Here is a 16602-nt window from a genome sequence, read left to right on the forward strand (position 1 = left end):
ATGATCCCGGTAGCCCTCACCATCGCGGGTTCCGACTCCGGAGGCGGCGCCGGCATCCAGGCCGACCTCAAGACATTCTCGGCCCACGGCGTGTACGGCATGTCGGCCGTAACGTCCGTGACCGCCCAGAACACCCTCGGCGTGCAGGCCGTCCACAACCTGCCGCCCGAGGCGGTGGCGGCACAGATCGAATCCGTCCTTTCAGACATCGGCGCCCGGGCCATCAAGACGGGCATGCTGGCCAACGCGGAGATCATCGCCGCCGTGGCGGACGCGCTGCGGGCGTATGGCGATGTCCCCCTGGTGGTGGATCCGGTGATGCTCGCCAAAAGCGGCGACGCGCTGCTGGAACCGGAGGCGGTCTCCACGCTGATCAAGCGGCTCGTCCCTCTCGCCGCCGTCGTCACGCCGAACCTGGACGAGGCGAAGGCGCTGACGGGCATCGAGGCGTCGGACGTGGACGGGATGAAGACTATCGCCCGGAAGCTCCACGAGATGGGGCCGCGCCACGTGGTCGTCAAAGGCGGCCACCTCGAGGGACCGGCCGTCGACGTGATGTTCGACGGCGCGGAATTCCGGACCTTTGAGGCCGAACGTATCGACACCCGGAGCACCCACGGGACGGGATGCACCTTCGCGTCCGCCATTGCCGCCGGACTGGCCAAAGGGGCCGGGGTGGCCGAAGCCGTGGAGTCCGCGAAGGCCTACCTCACCGGTGCCCTGCGCCACGCCGAACCCCTGGGCGGGGGGCACGGTCCGGTCCATCATTTCCACGAACTCTACCGCGACACCGAGCGCCTCTCGGTCCTGGACCAGTTGTCGGCCGCGGCGCACCGTCTTGAAAGCGCCCACGCGGGGGATCTCGTCCCGGAAGTACAGTGCAACCTGGGCATGGGACTGGCCGGCGCCCAGTCGGCGGACGACGTGGCCGCCTTCCCAGGACGGCTCATCCGCGTGCGCCGCGATATCCGCTCCGTGGCGCCCCCCGAGTTCGGCGCGTCCTCCCACGTGGCCCGGATCATCCTTACCGCCATGCGGAAGGACCCGGCCAAAAGGTCCGTGATGAACATCCGGTACGATGAATCGATCCTCGGCGCCTGCCGGGGACTGGGACTCTCGATCGCCTCCTTCGACCGGCACGAGGAGCCGCTCGAATCCAAAAGGCGGGAAGGTTCGACGTTAGAGTGGGGAACGGCCCGGGTCATCGAGGAGCAGGGGTTCGTGCCGGATATCGTCTATGACCTGGGGGACGAGGGGAAGGAACCCATGATCCGGGTCATCGCCGAGACCCCGAAGCGGGTCGTGGATATCGCACTGGCCGTGCTGGAAAAGTCCAGAGGGAAGTAGATCGGCCGCGCACAGCCTGCCGCCCGCCAACCCGGTCAATACCCCAGTTTGTGCATGTAGGCGCGTTCCCGCTTCATCTTCTCCAGATCGGGCAGGTCCGACTGGCTGGGGCACACGGTCACCCACCGGTCGTAACCGATCTCCTCCAGCGCCTTCATGGCGGCGCCGAAATCGAGCAATCCACCGTCACCGAGCTCGACGAAGCGGTAATCCTTGTAATCCTGCAGGTGCACGTACACCAGCCGGTCCCTGAAGTCCCGGATGGACTGGGCGGGATCGTAGTGCCAGAAAGCCGAATGGGAGACGTCGATGCATAGTTGCGCCCGCTTCATCAGGCGCATGAGCAGTTCCCATTCCTCCCGGGAATCGACCGTGGTGCTCGTATGGATGTGGTAGCACACGTCCAGGTCGTACTGGGATGCGTAGTCGGCGAATTCGTCGGACAGGTCCGCCAGGGCCCGGATGTCGTCCGGCGTCGAGGAGCGTCCGTAGGGACGGCCGGCGCCCATGAACATGAAGGTGTCCGCCTCCACGTCGGCGGCGAAATCGATGCGGCGCTTGTTCCGTTCCTTCATCTCGTGGTCCCCGTCGAGGGAGATGCCGCCGCCGGTAACCACGGCGACCTGCACGCCCGCGCGGTCCGAAATGGCCCTCACCCGACTGGCCGAACCCAGCCAGTCCAGCGACTGCCGGATCTCCCAGCCGTCCCAGCCGGTTTCCTTAAGCTGCCCGAGGATCTCGTCCAGGTCCGGGGTCTGCCACCGCAGTCCGCTGAATCCCAGTTTGAATTTCAAAGCGGCTCCTTTTCGCTGCGCCTTTATCCGGCCACTTCACCCGATATGGCGATCTTGCGGACCTCTTCGCCGTCGAGCCGGTAGTTGGTCGACAGCGCGTCGATGGCCTCGCCGACCCGGCTCAGCGGCAGGGTGTGGGAGACCATTTCCTCGAAGGGGTAGCGGCCCGATTCGAGGATGGGCAGGCCACGCACGAAATGCGTGATGGTGCTGGCCCAGACCCCGACGAGGGTGATGTGGCGGAACACGAAGTGGTTGAAGGGGTTCATGGAAACGTCGCCCGCGTCGGTGAAATGACCGCCTTCAACGTAGGTCCCGCCCCGCCGCAGCATCTCCACGCCCTCCGGAATGGCCGGCGGCACGCCCGTGCATTCGAAGACCACGTCGGCGCCGTAACCGCCCGGCGTCTCCGCCTTGACCGCTTCGATGCGTTCCTGCGCGTCCGGCACTTCCTCGATGTTGATGGTCACGTCGGCGCCGAAGGCCTTCGCCAGTTCCAGGCGCGATGCGGGCGCTCCGACCACGATGGTGCGGTGCGCGCCGGCCTCGATGGCCGCGGCCAGGCTGAACAGTCCGATTGCGCCGGCGCCCTGGATGACCGCGGTGGACCCGAGTTTCATCTGGGCCTTTTCGGCGAAGTGCAGGCCGACGGTGAAGGGTTCGAGCAGCACGGCGACTTCGGGGGAACTCTGAACCTTGAGAAACTTGCTGCGGGGTATGTTCAGCAGGACGTATTCCGCGTACCCACCCTGGAAGTGGGGCTTGATGTCGGCATAGGGCCGGAATCCGTAGGCCAGCACGTTGGGACAGAGCCCGGGCTCCCGCACCACCGCGCAGAAGTAGCAGGTCCCGCACTGCTGCCCCGGGATGATGGCGATGAGATCGCCCTCCCTGACCGGCTTGTCCATGGCGTCCGAATCGACGCCCGATCCCAGCTTCTCGATGACGCCCACGATCTCATGGCCGAGCACCAACGGGAAGGCCTTGCGCCGCGCGTGGCCTTGATAGACGTGCACGTCCGTGCCGCAGACGCCGCACATGGACTGTCTTACGAGCACCTCTCCCGGACCGGGGTCGGGGACCACCGCCTCGCCGACGGTGAACGTGCCCTTTTCCCCGCTCAGGATCGCCGCTCTTCCCGTTCGCGCCATTCAGCCTCCAGGATGCTTGCCGGCCGCTGCCGAGACCGCCGGGCCGGATCAGATTGCCTTTAGCCGTTGAAGCGTCGTTCCGCTTCCGCCCAGTCCACGACGTTCCACCAGGCCTCGATGTAGGCGGGACGCAGGTTCTGGTAATTCAGGTAGTAGGCGTGCTCCCATACGTCCAGTCCCAGGATGGCCGTCTTGCCTTCCATGATCGGGCTGTCCTGGTTGGCCGTGGAATAGACCTCGAGATTGCCCGCCCCGTCCTTCGCGAGCCAGGCCCAGCCGGATCCGAAGCGCGTCGCGCCCGCGGCAGCGAACTGCTCCTTCATCGCGTCGAGACCGCCGAAGGTACTGTCGATCGCCGCAGCCAGGTTGCCCGAGGGGTTTCCGCCGCCGCTGCCGCTCATGATCGTCCAGAACTGCGTGTGGTTGGCGTGGCCGCCGCCGTTGTTGCGCACGGCGGTCTTGATGGCGTCCGGCACGATGGCGCAGTTGTCCGCCAGCAGTTCGTCCAGGCTCTTGTCGGCCAGGTCGCCGTGGTCCGCCAGGGCGTTGTTCAGGTTGGTGATGTAGGTGTTGTGGTGCTTGCCGTGATGGATTTCCATGGTGCGCGCGTCGATGTGGGGTTCGAGCGCATCATGGGCATAGGGCAGATCGGGCAGCGTGAATGACATGGCACTCTCCTTTGGGGATGGTTCCGCACAACTGTTGAGAATCGCGGTGCCGGCCAGTCCGGCCAGGGCGCCGCCTGCTATTTTACCGATAAAACCACGACGGGAAAGGCCGGAGCCGGCGCTTTCCGCTTCGGCGTTCGTATCCGCTTCGGGGAACGAATGCGCTTCGGCGTTCATATCCGCTTCGGGGAACGAATGCGCTTCCGGGCTGGTTGGTTTCATAATTGAGCCTTTCTCTGTGCTTGTATGTTGCTGCGCCGGTGGTTCGATCCCGGTCTGGTGTACGCGCGCATCGACCTGAACTCCGGCACTTGGCATTGCTACACCGGTGCCACGACGTCTCCGAACAGCGTGAAGGGCGTTGAACCGCTCACGCGCACGGGCACGATCGTGTTGGACTCGATGTCCTCCCGCTCCGGAAACACGACGGTCTTGAAGGCGTCCGTCTTTCCGAAGAGCTTGTCGGCGTCCCGCCTGGAGCGGCCCTCGACGAGCACGTTCACGGTCTCTCCCCGGTACGCGCGGTTCCGGGTTTCGGAGATCGACTTCTGCATCTCGATGACGGCGGTCAGGCGCCGGCCCTTCACTTCTTCCGGCACGTCGTCGGCCAGCCGTTTGTGGGAAGCGGTCCCGGGCCTGGGGGAATACTTGAACATGAAGGCGCTGTCGAACCGCACGGTCCGCATCATCTCGCAGGTCGCCTCGAATTCCGATTCAGTCTCTCCGCAGAAGCCCACGATGATATCCGTCGTCAAAGCGATCCGGGGAATGCGTTCCCGGAGCCGCCGGACGACGTCGAGAAACACCTCCGGAGTATAGTCCCTGCGCATGCGGGAAAGGGTCGCAGGCGCGCCGGACTGCAGCGGAAGGTGCGTGTGGGGACAGATCTTCGGGGAAGCCGCCATGACCTCGATCAGCCGGTCCGGGAAATGCGCCGGATGGGGCGAAGTGAAACGGATGCGCTCGATGCCGTCGACTTCCGACGTCCTGGAAAGCAGGCCCGCGAAATCGACCTCGCCGTCCCGGTACTTGTTCACCGTCTGCCCGAGCAGGGTCACTTCCCGGTAGCCTTCCGCCGCAAGGCGCTCGACCTGGCGGATCACCTCGCCGTGGGGCGTGCTGCGCTCCCGGCCGCGCACGAAGGGCACGATACAGAATGAGCACATCTTGTCGCAGCCGCGCATGATCGTGACCCAGCCGTTAACGCCGGCTTCCCTGACGGGGTCGATGTCGAGATAGTGTTCCGCACGGTCCCAGGTCAGGCTCAGCGCCGGTTCGCTTTCCGCGTCCAGCGCGCGGAGCATGGCCGGCAGTCGCCGGTAGCTGTCGGGACCCGCGACCAGGTCGATGTAGGGCGCGCGCTCGATGATCCGGTCGCCGAGGTGCTGGGACATGCACCCGCACAGCCCCAGGATCAGGTCGGGGTTGGCCGTTTTGAACCGGTTCAGTTCGGACATGCGCCCGAGTACCCGTTGCTCCGCGTTCTCGCGGATGGCGCAGGTATTCACCAGGATCACATCGGCCCGGTCGACCCGGTCGGTGACCCGGTAGCCCTCGCGGGCGAGCAGCCCCACGATCAACTCGGAATCCGCCTTGTTCATCTGGCAGCCGTAGGTCTCCACGTACAGGGACCGTACCTGTACCGTGACAGATGCCGCAGGCGGATCGAGAACCGTGCTGTCCGTGCTTTCCATGCTGTCCAGGCTGACCAGGCTGACTGCCACCATGCATCTCCGTGAGATTTCGAGTTTTTTTTTTGATTCCGCTAATCTAAAAGTCCGGCCAGGTACCGTCAATCAAAAACATGCCCTGCGCGGCGCATCCGGAGCCTCAGTTGTTCCCGTCCTTCGCGGACTTCGTCGCGGGGCAGTCCACCCCGTTCCAGGCGGTCGTCCCCCGCGGATTCGAGCCGTTCGTAGAACGCCATCCCGAGCCGGGCAAATTCGGGCTCGGCCGGGTGATCGTCCATGGCGTGAAACAGGATGTCCTCGGCGCTGGCGTACCGGCCGTACCGTTCGTAGTAGGTGAACAGCAGCATCGAAGTCGACACGGGCAGTTCAACGTTCTCGAGAAGGCCGAGTAATTCGCCGATCGCTTCGTGGGGATCCGTAACGAGACCGGTGGTGCTGATATCTTCGCTGATCCAGCGAAAGTCCTCCGTTCCGATGGACGGTTCCACGGCGATTTCCAGATAGCAGTTGAGGGCTTTCAGGTACAGGCGGCGGCCGTCCTCCTCCTGCCCGTCCGCCACGGCCAGCGTTCCGTCCTCCTTGAACAGGCGGGCGGCCATGAGCGCGGTGTCCACGGCCCCTCCGCTCCGTTTCATAAGCATGGAGAGCAGGGTGCGTTCCGACAGCGCCATGACGGATGCCGTCGACAGGCCGAAGATGTCCTCCCAGGTCTGGGCGATGATCGAACGGGCGCGGTGGTAGTCCTGGTCGCGGCGTGCCCGGATCAACAGGATCAGCGCATCGATGAAAACGCGGATCGTCCTCATGATGTAATCCTGTCTGAACATCGAACGGATCCTCACTTGAGGGAACCGGCTCTCAATCCTTCCCGGTCGATACGCGTCAGCGTACCGCCGGCGGAGATCCAGTGGTAGGAGGTCCAGGACGGAAGCAAGCCGTATTCGGTGTAGGGCTGGAATGCCTACGTAATGGGAGAGACGTGCGGAGGACGGCTGAGGCACAGATAAAAAAACGGCAGGGAATGAACGAAGCCCCTGCCTCTCTGATGCTGTTTAGCGGTCGTTATGGATCAGCAGCCGTTTTCCGACCGGATGTACTGCATGGGATTGACGCGCCTGCGGTCCTTATGGACCTCGTAGTGCAGGTGGTTTCCAGTGGTTCTCCCCGTCATGCCCACACGTCCGATGATATCGCCGCGCTTAAGTTCCTCGCCCTTCTTCACCAGGATGGCGGAAAGATGACCGAAGCGGGTCTTGTATCCGTTCAGGTGGTCCACGTCGAGGTACAGGCCGTACCGGGGGTCCACGCCGGTCCGGGCCACGACGCCGCCTGCCGGCGACTTGACCGGGGTCCCGGGGGCCGCGGCGATATCGATCCCGTGGTGCATGGTGTAGAGACCGGTGAAGGGGTCGGTCCGCAGGCCGTACCGGCTGGTAATCACGCCGGTCACCGGAGTGATCGAGGGAACGAACTGCCAGCGGTCGTCGACCTCGCGGATCTGCTGCTCGATATCCTCCATGCTCCTGAGCGAAAGACTCGATCTGCGCCGGGAAGTTTCCATCTCGGAGTGCAGCCTGGTAGCCCGGTAATAGGGCGAATCGGGCGCGAATCCCGGATCCGGCGACGGGGCTGGTCCACCCACACCCACCTGGCGGATATCCGGATGGATGCTTGGAAGTCCCGCGATGAGCCGGGCGTTCTCTTCCGATGCGATGAGCGATTCCAGCCTGGTCTTGTTCGACTGGCTGGACTGCTCCAGGATCCTGATCTCTTCGTGCATGCTGCCGTGTCGGTATTCGGCAAGCCATGACCGCGCACCGGAGTACACGACGCCCGTTACCATGAGCAACGTGCCCAGCATGACGGCGATCGGCAGTTCGGATATATGAACCGTTCTATCCCCGAAGTGCAAGACCAGCAGCCCGGTCGGCATTCGGCGTTTTATCAAAACTTCGATTCCTGAAACTATTGCCAGGCAAAATAGTTGCCGGACAAATCTTAGTCTATGCGATTAAACCACTTATCGCGACTATATGTCACCTAAAATGAAGCGTACCGCGCCTCGTGTCAAACTTTTTTTGAGGTTTTTCCGTCAACCGGACGCCGGCTCACAGGCCCCTTTCCGGGAAGAACCAGTTTGACGGATCGAGGATGCGACCCTCGTAGTGGACCTCGTAATGTATGTGGTATCCGCTGGTCTTTCCGGTCATTCCGACCAGCCCGATGATCTCCCCGCGTTCCACCCGTTTCCGGCGTTCGACCAGCACTTCGGAGAGGTGGCCGTATCGCGTCACGTACCCGTTCTGATGGTTGATGTCCACGTACCTGCCGAGGCTCGCGTTCACGCCGGTCCGTGAGACCACGCCGTACGCCGTGGCCCGAACCGGCTCGTCCTTGTTCGCGGCGATGTCCAGTCCGCCGTGCACGCGCACCTCGTCGCTCAGCAGGTTACGCGTCGTACCGAAGGGTCTCGATACCGGTCCCTGCACCGGCGAGATGATGGGGATGTCGCGCCAGTAGGTTTCGTCGGCCCTGGACGCCGCTTCGACGGACCGCAGGCTGGCCAACTCCGCGCGGGTTTCGTCCAGTAACCGATCGATACGTCCGTCGATCCGGTCTATGGCCGCGTCGGGGGATTCGGACCTCTCGATGGATGCCGGGGCCGGCGGGAACTCTTCGTTGCCGGCAACCGGGCCATGCTGACCAAGCGGATCGGGCGCATCGGGGCCGTGGACGATCTTGTCGATATCCGCCGCGCGTTCCGACAGGTTCTCAATCCGCGATTCGAGCGTACCGTCCAACTCATGCAGGGCGCTCAACTGCTCCCGCAGCCGGTTGTTCTCCCGCTCCCGTTCCGTCAGGGCGCCGTCGTCCATCAGGGTCGTCAGGTAGGACGCGCCGATATGCCATCCGGCCAGCATCAGAAGCACGAGGACGGCGAGACCGGCCAGGACCGAAAGGAGGCCGTACTCCCGGGCTTCGTCCCGGGCATTGGCCGGCAAATGTATGAATGAAACGAACTTTCTTCGCAGCATATCGTTCTCCGCGCCCCGTCGGCCGGTACGGCGCTGCCGCGGGCGGATATGCGGCGGGGTGTCCGGGGTGGATCCCGCCGCGCCGGAGATGGGGATCGATCAGTTCAGATAGGCCCGGAGCTTCTGGCTTCGGGAGACGTGGCGAAGCCTGCGCAGCGCCTTTTCCTTGATCTGGCGCACACGCTCCCTCGTAAGACTGAACCGCGTCCCGATTTCCTCGAGGGTATAGGATCTTTCCATGTTTATGCCGTAATACAACGCGATCACGGCCGCCTCCCGCTTGGTCAGAGACCCGAGCGCCCTGAAGATCTCATCTTTGAGCGCATCCACCATGAGCGTTTCGTCCGGTGCATCCTGGTCGTCGTCCTCGATGAGGTCCAGCAACCGGTTGTCTTCACCCGCCTTGAGCGGCGCGTCCAGCGACACGTGGCGGCTCGCGATGCGCATCGTGTCCTTCACGTCGCCGGGATTCATGTCCAGCTCCTCGGCGATCTCCTCGGTGCTGGGCTCGCGTCCAAACTCCTGCTCGAATTCACTGGAAAGCCGGCCTATCTTGTGGAGCGTGCCGACCCGGCTCAGCGGAAGCCGCACGATGCGGGACTGCTCGGCGAGCGCCTGGAGTATGGACTGCCGGATCCACCAGACCGCGTAGGAAATGAACTTGAATCCCTTGGTCTCGTCGAACCGCTTGGCCGCCTTGATCAGCCCGATATTGCCTTCATTGATCAGGTCGGACAGGGAAAGGCCCTGGTTCTGGTACTGCTTGGCCACGCTGACCACGAACCGGAGATTGGAGGACGTAAGCTTCTCCAGCGCCTTCTGGTCGCCGGCCCGGACCGACCGGGCCAGTTCGGATTCTTCTTCGGCCATCAGAAGCGGCACGTTGCCGATCTCCTGCAGGTAGAGATCGAGAGACCGGTCTTCCGTCGCCGCCGTATGGGTTTTCGTAATAGTACTCACGTGCTGTGACAACTCCTGTTTATCCGTTTGACTTCGGGGCCGTTTCCGTCCCCACTTAACCGGAATCCCCGCCCGATCGGACGTTCCGGGCGATCCAGGCGGTCCGGCACACGCTGCCGAAAAACCGGCAAGTTTACTAATATACATAAAATAGGAAAGTTGTCAACAAAAAACAGGCGGGCAGAGGTCGCCGCGTCAACCGGGCAGGGCCGCCAGGGTGCCCTGCTCGTCGAACTCCAGCGGACCGCGGCGGTCCGTGATTTCGATGTCCTCCCGATCGGCCAGTTCGTCGGACAGGGCCTCGGAAACCTCGACGCGTCCGAGTGAAAGCGTGTTCCGGATACGGACGGCGCGTCCCTCGCCGGGCGGTTTCATGCCGATGGTGGAGAAAGCGGCCTCGATGACCTCGCGGTCCGTGTCCAGGAACACGGGGATGCGGGATTTCTGCGGACTCATGCCCGTGATGGAGTTAACGTAGGTATACCGGTGGTTGATCTTGTCCACCAGGCGGCGGGTGGTGAAATCGGCCAGCCCGATGCCCACGGCGTTGCCCTCGCTCTCGGGCGTCAGGTCGCGGACAACGATCCGCAGGATCCGCGGGTTCGCGGGCTCGGTCTCGAAATTCTGCATGCGCCGGCCGATGATGTTCGTGTCCATTCCAGTCCCGCTGATATTCTTGCCCATCTCGTCGACGATCAGGATGTCGATGTCGTCGGAAGGCAGGCGGGGCATGAGGCGCTGCGCCTCTTGGAACAGCCGCCGTTCTTCCTGCTGCAGGACACCCGCCGGGACGCCGATGAGGTGCGCGGTCTGGTCGTAGGCGTTCTCGATGATGGCCAGCCCGAAGGTCACGGGCGCGTGCTCGAGCACGTGCTGCGACACGGTCGTGATCATGTGTTCGAATCCGTATTCGAAGACCGCGCCGTGATAGTAGCTGGCGCCTTTCTGCTTGCCCAGACCGATGGCCAGCATCTTCATGAGGCCGCTGCCGACCGAGCCCTTGAAGTCCGTGTGGGGTTTTACGCGGTTGACCACCACGATGTGGTCGGCGTCGAGGGCGTTTCGGTCCAGGTAGACCGGAAGACCGTCCGCGGTCTCGCCGAGACTCGCCGGCTCGATGTCGGAGCGGATGGGACATCCCGTCGCCGCTTCGTGTATGCCGTAGTTCTCCAGTACCCGGCGCTGGCCTTCCGATGTCGCCCCGCCGTGGCTGCCCATGGCCGGCACGACGAAGGGTTTCAGGCCGGCCTTTGCCAGGGCGGCGACCACACTCTTCACGATGGTCGCGATGTTGCCGATCCCCCGGCTGCCGGTGGCGACGGCCACCGTGGACCCGGCGCGCAGGCCCGTCTCCTCGATCATGCGGGCGACCTCCCCTTCGGCCGTTCCGGTGATGTCCTCGACGAAGGGTGCGTCGAACCGCTGGCGTATCTCCCTGAATGCGGGCAGTTTCATGTGGAGTCCTCCGTTTGGTCAGATTCCGTCGACGAACCGTCCGGGGTTCAGCGTGCCCTTCGGGTCGAAACGGTTTTTGAGCACTTCCATGATGTGCCGGTTCCCGCGGGTCGAACCCCAGACGCCGACCCGTTCCTTCAGGGCGGCGGGAGCGTGTTCCACCACGAAGACGCCCTGTTCTTCCGAAGCGTTCCGCAGGGTCTCGATCAAGCTCGCCAGCCCATCGTAATCCGATTCCCGGAACGTCCCGTCCCGGTAGAAGACGAAGGCCACGTGACCGCTCGCGAAGTGAGAAAGCAGGCCGCAGCCGATGGACAGGCGCCGGCAGCCTTCGTCCGCCAGCCGGAAGAGCGCTTCCACCCCGTCCGGCGTGACGCCGGCCCGGCAGGTCACCCCGGGCCCCATGCCCTGGGGTAGAAGACCGCCTCCTGGAAAAGCCCGCAACCCGTCCAGCACCCGTCGGTATCCGTCTCCGTCCACGGTCTTAACTGCGGCCGCCCCCGAATCCCGGAAGATCCGCTCGCATTCCCCGGCCTGCCAGTCCACCGTCTCATCCGTGCCGATCATGCCCGCGACGACCGCGAAGTCCCGATCGTCTCGGAGGGTGCCGTTCCCGGCGAGAAGGGTGCAGGTGGCGGGACTGGCCACTTCCAGGAAGGAGGGCATGACCTCCGAATCCATGACCCGGAAGGCGCATTCGGCCGCTTCCCCGATCCCCGCCATGGTTCCGATGAGCAGTCTACCCGACGCCGGCAGGGGCTGCAGCTTCAGGTTTACTTCCGCCAGGATGCCGAGCGTACCGAGCGAACCGATGTACATCTTGTTCAGGTCGTAACCCGCCACGTTCTTGACGACCTGCCCCCCGGACCGGACGACAGTGCCGTCCGCCTGGACCACCCGGGCGCCGATGACCAGGTCCCTGGCCGTGCCGAAGGCTGTCCGGAGCACGCCCGAGGCATTGGTGGCGAGCACCCCGCCCAGAGTCCCCGCGTCGCCGTGGGGCGGGTCCAGCGGCAGGTACTGGCCTCGTTCCCCCAGCCCGGCCTGCAGTCCGGCCATGGTGATGCCGGCCTCCACCGTGGCCGTCTGGTCCGCGGGTTCGTGCGCGACGATCCGGTTCAGGCGTTCCAGGGACACCACGATATCCGCGCGGGAGGGCGGATGGCCGAAGTCCATCTTGGTGCCGCCGCCCCGCGGGATCACGGCGTAACCCAGTTCCGAGGCCATCTGCACGGTGGCCGCGAGGGATTCCAGGCTTCCCGGGGCCACGACGGCCGAGGGCACGACCCCTTCCACGGCATAGGAGGCCAGCGCTTCCCGGCTCGCCGGTGCATAGCCGTCCACGAGAGATCCGAGTCTGCAGTGCAGCACCTCATCGGGCATGGGGGAACCTGTGTGCCATCGAGTCTATAGCAGTGCCGCCTGGCGGTTGGTGTATTTCAGCTCTGCCGTTCCGCATCCGATGCAGGAGCGGTTCGTGGGAAACATCTTGCCGGGGTTGCTGAGGTTCTCCTCGTCGAACACCGCTTTGACGGTCTCCATGGCCTCGATATCCGTTTCATTGAAAATCAGGGGCATCAGGTCGACTTTTTCGTATCCGATGCCGTGTTCCCCGGTTATGGACCCGCCCAGGTCGACGCAGGCCCGCAGTATCTCGTTACTGGCCTCCACGGTCTTCCGCGCCTGCTCCTCGTCGCGGTCGTCGTACGCGATACAGGGATGGATGTTGCCGTCCCCTGCGTGGAATACATTGCCGATCAGCAGTTCGTATTTCCCGGCCGTCGCCTGGATGACCCGCATGATGTCCGGGATCTTCGTGCGCGGGACCACGCCGTCCTGCACGTAGTAGCTGGGACTCAGGCGCCCCATGGCACCGAAGGCACGCTTGCGGCTCATCCACAGCAGGGCGCGTTCCTTGTCGTCCTCCGCGGTGCGGATATCGCGGGCCTGGTTCTCCCGGCAGACTTCGGCCACCGCTTCGGCCTGGGTGTCCAGGCCCGCCTCGTGCCCCTCGAGTTCGATGATCAGCACGGCTTCGGCGTCCAGGGGAAATCCGAAATGGTAGGCCGCCTCGATGGCGCCGATGGCGACCTTGTCGATCATTTCGAGGGCCGACGGGACGATCCCTCGGGCGACGACGCCGGCGACGGCGCGCGATGCGTCTTCCACCTGGTCGAACACCACCAGGAACGTCCGCCAGGCCTGGGGAAGGCGGGTCAGCTTGACCCACGCCCGCGTAACGATGCCCAGCATACCCTCGGATCCGATCAGGAGACCGCGCAGGTCGTAACCCACGGCGTCCTCCGCCTTGCCGCCGAACCAGGTGATCCGCCCGTCCGGCAGCACCACTTCCACGCCCAGGGTGTGATTGGTCGTGACCCCGTACTTCAGGGTGTGCGGACCGCCCGAGTTCTCGGCGATGTTGCCTCCGATGGTACAGGCGTACTGGCTCGAGGGGTCCGGCACGAAGTGATAGCCCTGCTTTCCGGTCTCCTTCGACAGGTGCAGGTTGACCACGCCGGCTTCCACCAGCGCACGCTGGTTGCGGAAGTCGACCTCCACGATGCGGTTCATTTTGGTCAACGCGATCATGACCCCGCCGTCGGGCGGCAGGCTCCCGCCGCTCAGGCCGGTGCCCGCGCCGCGCGCCACGAAGGGAATCCGCGCTTCGTGGAGAATCCGGACCACGGCGGCGACGTCCTCCGTCGTGGTGGGGTAGACGACGGCGTGCGGGACGTTCCGGTCGATGGTCAGCCCGTCGCATTCGTAGACGATCAACTGGTCCGGTGCGTCGATGACGTTCTCCCGGCCCAGCACGGCCGCGAGCCTTTCAACGAGCTGGTCTTTGTTCATCGGTCGCCTCCGTGCCCCGTGCCTGCGCGGCACCCGGCGGCCGCGAAGCCGCGCACCGGGTCAGGTTGCCCCCAACGCTACGACCGTGTCAGGTCGAGGAACTCCATCCGGGTACTGCGATCGTCCCTGAACACGCCGAGCATGGCGCTCGTCGTCGCCTTGGAGTGCTGTTTCTCCACGCCGCGCATCATCATGCAGAGGTGGCCGGCTTCCATGACAACGGCCACCCCCTGGGGATCGAGACAGGTCTGCAGGGTCTGGGCGATCTGGGAGGTCAGGCGTTCCTGCAACTGAAGCCTCCGCGCGAAGACGTCCACGATACGGGGGATCTTGCCCAACCCGATGATTTTGCCGTTGGGAATGTAAGCGATATGGCACTGGCCGAAGAAGGGCAGCAGATGGTGCTCGCACAGCGAAAAGAACTCGATGTCCTTCACCAGCACCATCTCGTCGTAATCCTCTTCGTAGATAGCGCCGTTTATGACGGATTCAATGCTTTTATCATAACCCTGGGTCAGAAACCGCAGGGACTGCGCCACGCGCAGGGGCGTGCGCCTGAGACCGTCCCGGTCCGGGTCCTCGCCGATCTCCGCGAGCAGCGACCTCGTCAATCCCTCGATCGGGTCCATCGTGGTTACCGGTCCTCCTCGCCATAGTACTCGAAAGCGTTCTTGGACGTCTCCACCAGGCGAATCCGGTAGAGCGAGGGGGTATCGAAGAATGGAAGGAGCCGCTTCCAGATCACCCTGAGCAGTTCCTCCGAAGTTGGATTGACCGTCCTGAATTCCTCCAGGTCACGGTTCAGGTGGCGATGGTCGTAGCGATCCACGACTTCCTTTTGCAGGACGTCATCGAAAAGCCCCATGTCGATGACCGTCCCGGTCTTCTCGTCCACCGGGCCGCGGACCGTCACCTCCAGCTCATAGTTGTGTCCGTGGCCGTGGGGATTGTTGCACTTACCGAATATACGCACGTTTTCTTCGTCGCTCAACCTTATACTGTGCAGGCGGTGGGCAGCGTTGAACTCGACGGATCTCGTGACGTGGACCATGCTGTCGTCTCCGGTGTATGCAATGTTTCTCGTGCGGCTCTCGCGCAGCAGGACGCGCTTGAGTTCGCACGGTCCGGTACCGCCTTCCAGCGCGTGCCAGAGGTATCGGACGAGCCTTTCGCTGGTCGGCGCCGGACCTTCCAGGGCACCGTGATCGTGGTTCAGGTGGCTCAGGTCCAGCGGTTCGATCACGGCGCGCAGCAACCGCTTGACCTCGGTCAGGTTCAGGACCACGCCGGTCCGGGGATCGACCGGCCCCCCGAAGGTGAATTCGGCTTCGTAGTCGTGACCGTGGCCCGAGCCGACGGCGCAGGAGCCGTACACCCGCCGGTTCCTGGCCTCCGTCCACCCCGGGTTGCGGCACAGGTGCGCCGCCGAGAACCGGGTTTTTCGCGTAATGAGCATCATGCGGTCGGGTGCGGCGGCCGACGGGTTACAACACTTCGACTGCCCTGTCGGCACGCGACGGCCGATGAGTTACAACGCTTTGACAGCCGCCTCCGTCACGGTCCGGACGGCTTCTTGGAGCGTGCCGTTGTACGTTACGCCCGCGGCGTTCTTGTGGCCGCCGCCGCCCAGGGCCACGGCGACCTGGTTGACGTCGGTTTCCGGCCGGGACCGCAAGCTGATCTGGACCGTACCTTCCTTGCCTTCCACGAATATGATCCCGATCTCGACGCCGGCGATGGTCATGGTCACGTCCACGAACCCGCTCGTGTCCGACGACCGGGCGCCGGTTTCCTCGATCATGGACCGCGTAACGGTCAGCCAGGCGACGCGGCCGCGTCCGGTGAACTGAATGTTCGAAAGCGCGCGGCCCATGAGCCGGGTACGGGCGCCCGTGTTCCGGTTGTAGATCTGGTCGTAGACCCGGGACGGGTCGACGCCCGTGGAGAGGAGTTTGGCCGCGACGATATGGGCGCACGGCGCGCTCCTGGCGAAGCGGAACGACACGGTATCGGTCAGGATGCCCGTGTACAGCGCGTCCGCCGCCCTCGGCGTGAGCGGCGCGCCGATCGAGTCTATCAGATCGTAAACCAGTTCAGCCGTTGAGGATGCCTTCGTGTCGATCACCGACAAAGGCGTGATCAGTTCAGTGTAGGGATGGTGGTCGATCACGATCTTGACCGCCGACGATTCCTCCAGCGGCTTCCGCAACCTCCCCAGCCGGTCCCAGCCGTTGGCGTCCACGATGACGACCACGTCCGCGGCGGCGAGGCGCTCAGATTCATCCTCCGAAGCGGGTGCGAGGATTTCACCGTCGGGGTCGAGCCAGGTATAGGCGGCGGGAATGGCGTCGTTCATGGCGACGACGGCGTCCTTCCCCAGCGCCTTCAGACACTCGTAGACCCCCAGGGCCGATCCGACCGAATCCCCGTCGGGATTGACGTGGCTGGAGATCACGAAGGACTGGTTCGATGCGATGACTGCCTTGACTTCATCCCACATGGCGATCTTCCATGGATCGGTCCGGTCGACGTCGCGCAGCGCTTCTTCGCCGGACGCCCGGTCCGCCCGGTGTCCGTGACGCCTCTTTGCCGGGCTTCGGTCCGCGGCGTCGCGTGGCACCTTTTCGCCGGTATTCGGTCCGCGTCGT

15 protein-coding genes are annotated in these 16602 nt (G+C 64.3%); 1 reads left to right on the top strand and 14 read right to left on the bottom strand.

Annotated features, from left to right (window positions below):
• Complete coding sequence (thiD, locus tag F4Y38_13535; GenBank protein MXY50305.1) at nucleotides 1–1347, top strand: bifunctional hydroxymethylpyrimidine kinase/phosphomethylpyrimidine kinase; 1347 nt, start codon at nucleotides 1–3, stop codon at nucleotides 1345–1347.
• A 35-nt stretch (nucleotides 1348–1382) separates the two neighbouring features.
• On the opposite strand, the gene F4Y38_13540 is transcribed toward thiD, so the two are convergent.
• From F4Y38_13540 to F4Y38_13605, 14 genes are all read right to left on the bottom strand, one after another.
• On the bottom strand, nucleotides 1383–2168 hold the full coding sequence (locus tag F4Y38_13540; protein ID MXY50306.1) for a sugar phosphate isomerase/epimerase: 786 nt from the start codon (nucleotides 2166–2168) through the stop codon (nucleotides 1383–1385).
• The gene (locus F4Y38_13545) at nucleotides 2165–3292 is read right to left on the bottom strand and encodes an alcohol dehydrogenase catalytic domain-containing protein (protein ID MXY50307.1); all 1128 of its coding nucleotides are present in this window, start codon (nucleotides 3290–3292) and stop codon (nucleotides 2165–2167) included. Before F4Y38_13545 ends, F4Y38_13540 begins: the two co-directional genes overlap by 4 nt.
• A gap of 59 nt (nucleotides 3293–3351) precedes the next feature.
• On the bottom strand, nucleotides 3352–3960 hold the full coding sequence (locus F4Y38_13550) for a superoxide dismutase (GenBank protein ID MXY50308.1): 609 nt from the start codon (nucleotides 3958–3960) through the stop codon (nucleotides 3352–3354).
• Between the two features lie 320 nt (nucleotides 3961–4280).
• Nucleotides 4281–5687 (bottom strand): tRNA (N6-isopentenyl adenosine(37)-C2)-methylthiotransferase MiaB, encoded by a 1407-nt coding sequence (miaB, locus tag F4Y38_13555; protein ID MXY50309.1) that lies wholly within the window; start codon nucleotides 5685–5687, stop codon nucleotides 4281–4283.
• A gap of 65 nt (nucleotides 5688–5752) precedes the next feature.
• Nucleotides 5753–6478, bottom strand: a complete 726-nt coding sequence (locus F4Y38_13560) for a hypothetical protein (GenBank protein ID MXY50310.1) — start codon at nucleotides 6476–6478, stop codon at nucleotides 5753–5755.
• Between the two features lie 242 nt (nucleotides 6479–6720).
• Nucleotides 6721–7599, bottom strand: coding sequence for a M23 family metallopeptidase (locus F4Y38_13565; protein ID MXY50311.1), 879 nt, complete (start codon nucleotides 7597–7599; stop codon nucleotides 6721–6723).
• Nucleotides 7600–7759: 160 nt separating this feature from the next.
• Nucleotides 7760–8686: a M23 family metallopeptidase gene (locus F4Y38_13570; GenBank protein ID MXY50312.1), complete on the bottom strand. Its 927-nt coding sequence runs from the start codon at nucleotides 8684–8686 to the stop codon at nucleotides 7760–7762.
• 99 nt (nucleotides 8687–8785) lie between these two features.
• Entirely contained in the window at nucleotides 8786–9793 is a 1008-nt protein-coding gene (locus F4Y38_13575) for an RNA polymerase sigma factor RpoD/SigA (GenBank protein ID MXY50313.1), read from the bottom strand.
• Nucleotides 9794–9841: 48 nt separating this feature from the next.
• Nucleotides 9842–11101 carry a DUF362 domain-containing protein gene (locus F4Y38_13580; protein ID MXY50314.1) on the bottom strand — a complete coding sequence of 420 codons (1260 nt, stop codon included), beginning with the start codon at nucleotides 11099–11101 and terminating at the stop codon, nucleotides 9842–9844.
• 18 nt (nucleotides 11102–11119) lie between these two features.
• The gene (locus F4Y38_13585) at nucleotides 11120–12484 is read right to left on the bottom strand and encodes an FAD-binding oxidoreductase (protein MXY50315.1); all 1365 of its coding nucleotides are present in this window, start codon (nucleotides 12482–12484) and stop codon (nucleotides 11120–11122) included.
• A 24-nt stretch (nucleotides 12485–12508) separates the two neighbouring features.
• Complete coding sequence (locus F4Y38_13590; protein MXY50316.1) at nucleotides 12509–13954, bottom strand: FAD-binding protein; 1446 nt, start codon at nucleotides 13952–13954, stop codon at nucleotides 12509–12511.
• Nucleotides 13955–14031: 77 nt separating this feature from the next.
• The gene (folE, locus tag F4Y38_13595; protein ID MXY50317.1) at nucleotides 14032–14583 is read right to left on the bottom strand and encodes a GTP cyclohydrolase I FolE; all 552 of its coding nucleotides are present in this window, start codon (nucleotides 14581–14583) and stop codon (nucleotides 14032–14034) included.
• Nucleotides 14584–14588: 5 nt separating this feature from the next.
• A complete protein-coding gene (locus F4Y38_13600) occupies nucleotides 14589–15413 on the bottom strand; it encodes a 6-pyruvoyl tetrahydropterin synthase (GenBank protein MXY50318.1) in 825 nt (274 codons plus the stop codon).
• 69 nt (nucleotides 15414–15482) lie between these two features.
• Entirely contained in the window at nucleotides 15483–16574 is a 1092-nt protein-coding gene (locus F4Y38_13605) for a bifunctional oligoribonuclease/PAP phosphatase NrnA (GenBank protein ID MXY50319.1), read from the bottom strand.
• Nucleotides 16575–16602 lie beyond the last annotated feature (28 nt).

The organism is Gemmatimonadota bacterium, from assembly GCA_009838645.1.
Taxonomy (GTDB): domain Bacteria; phylum JAAXHH01; class JAAXHH01; order JAAXHH01; family JAAXHH01; genus JAAXHH01.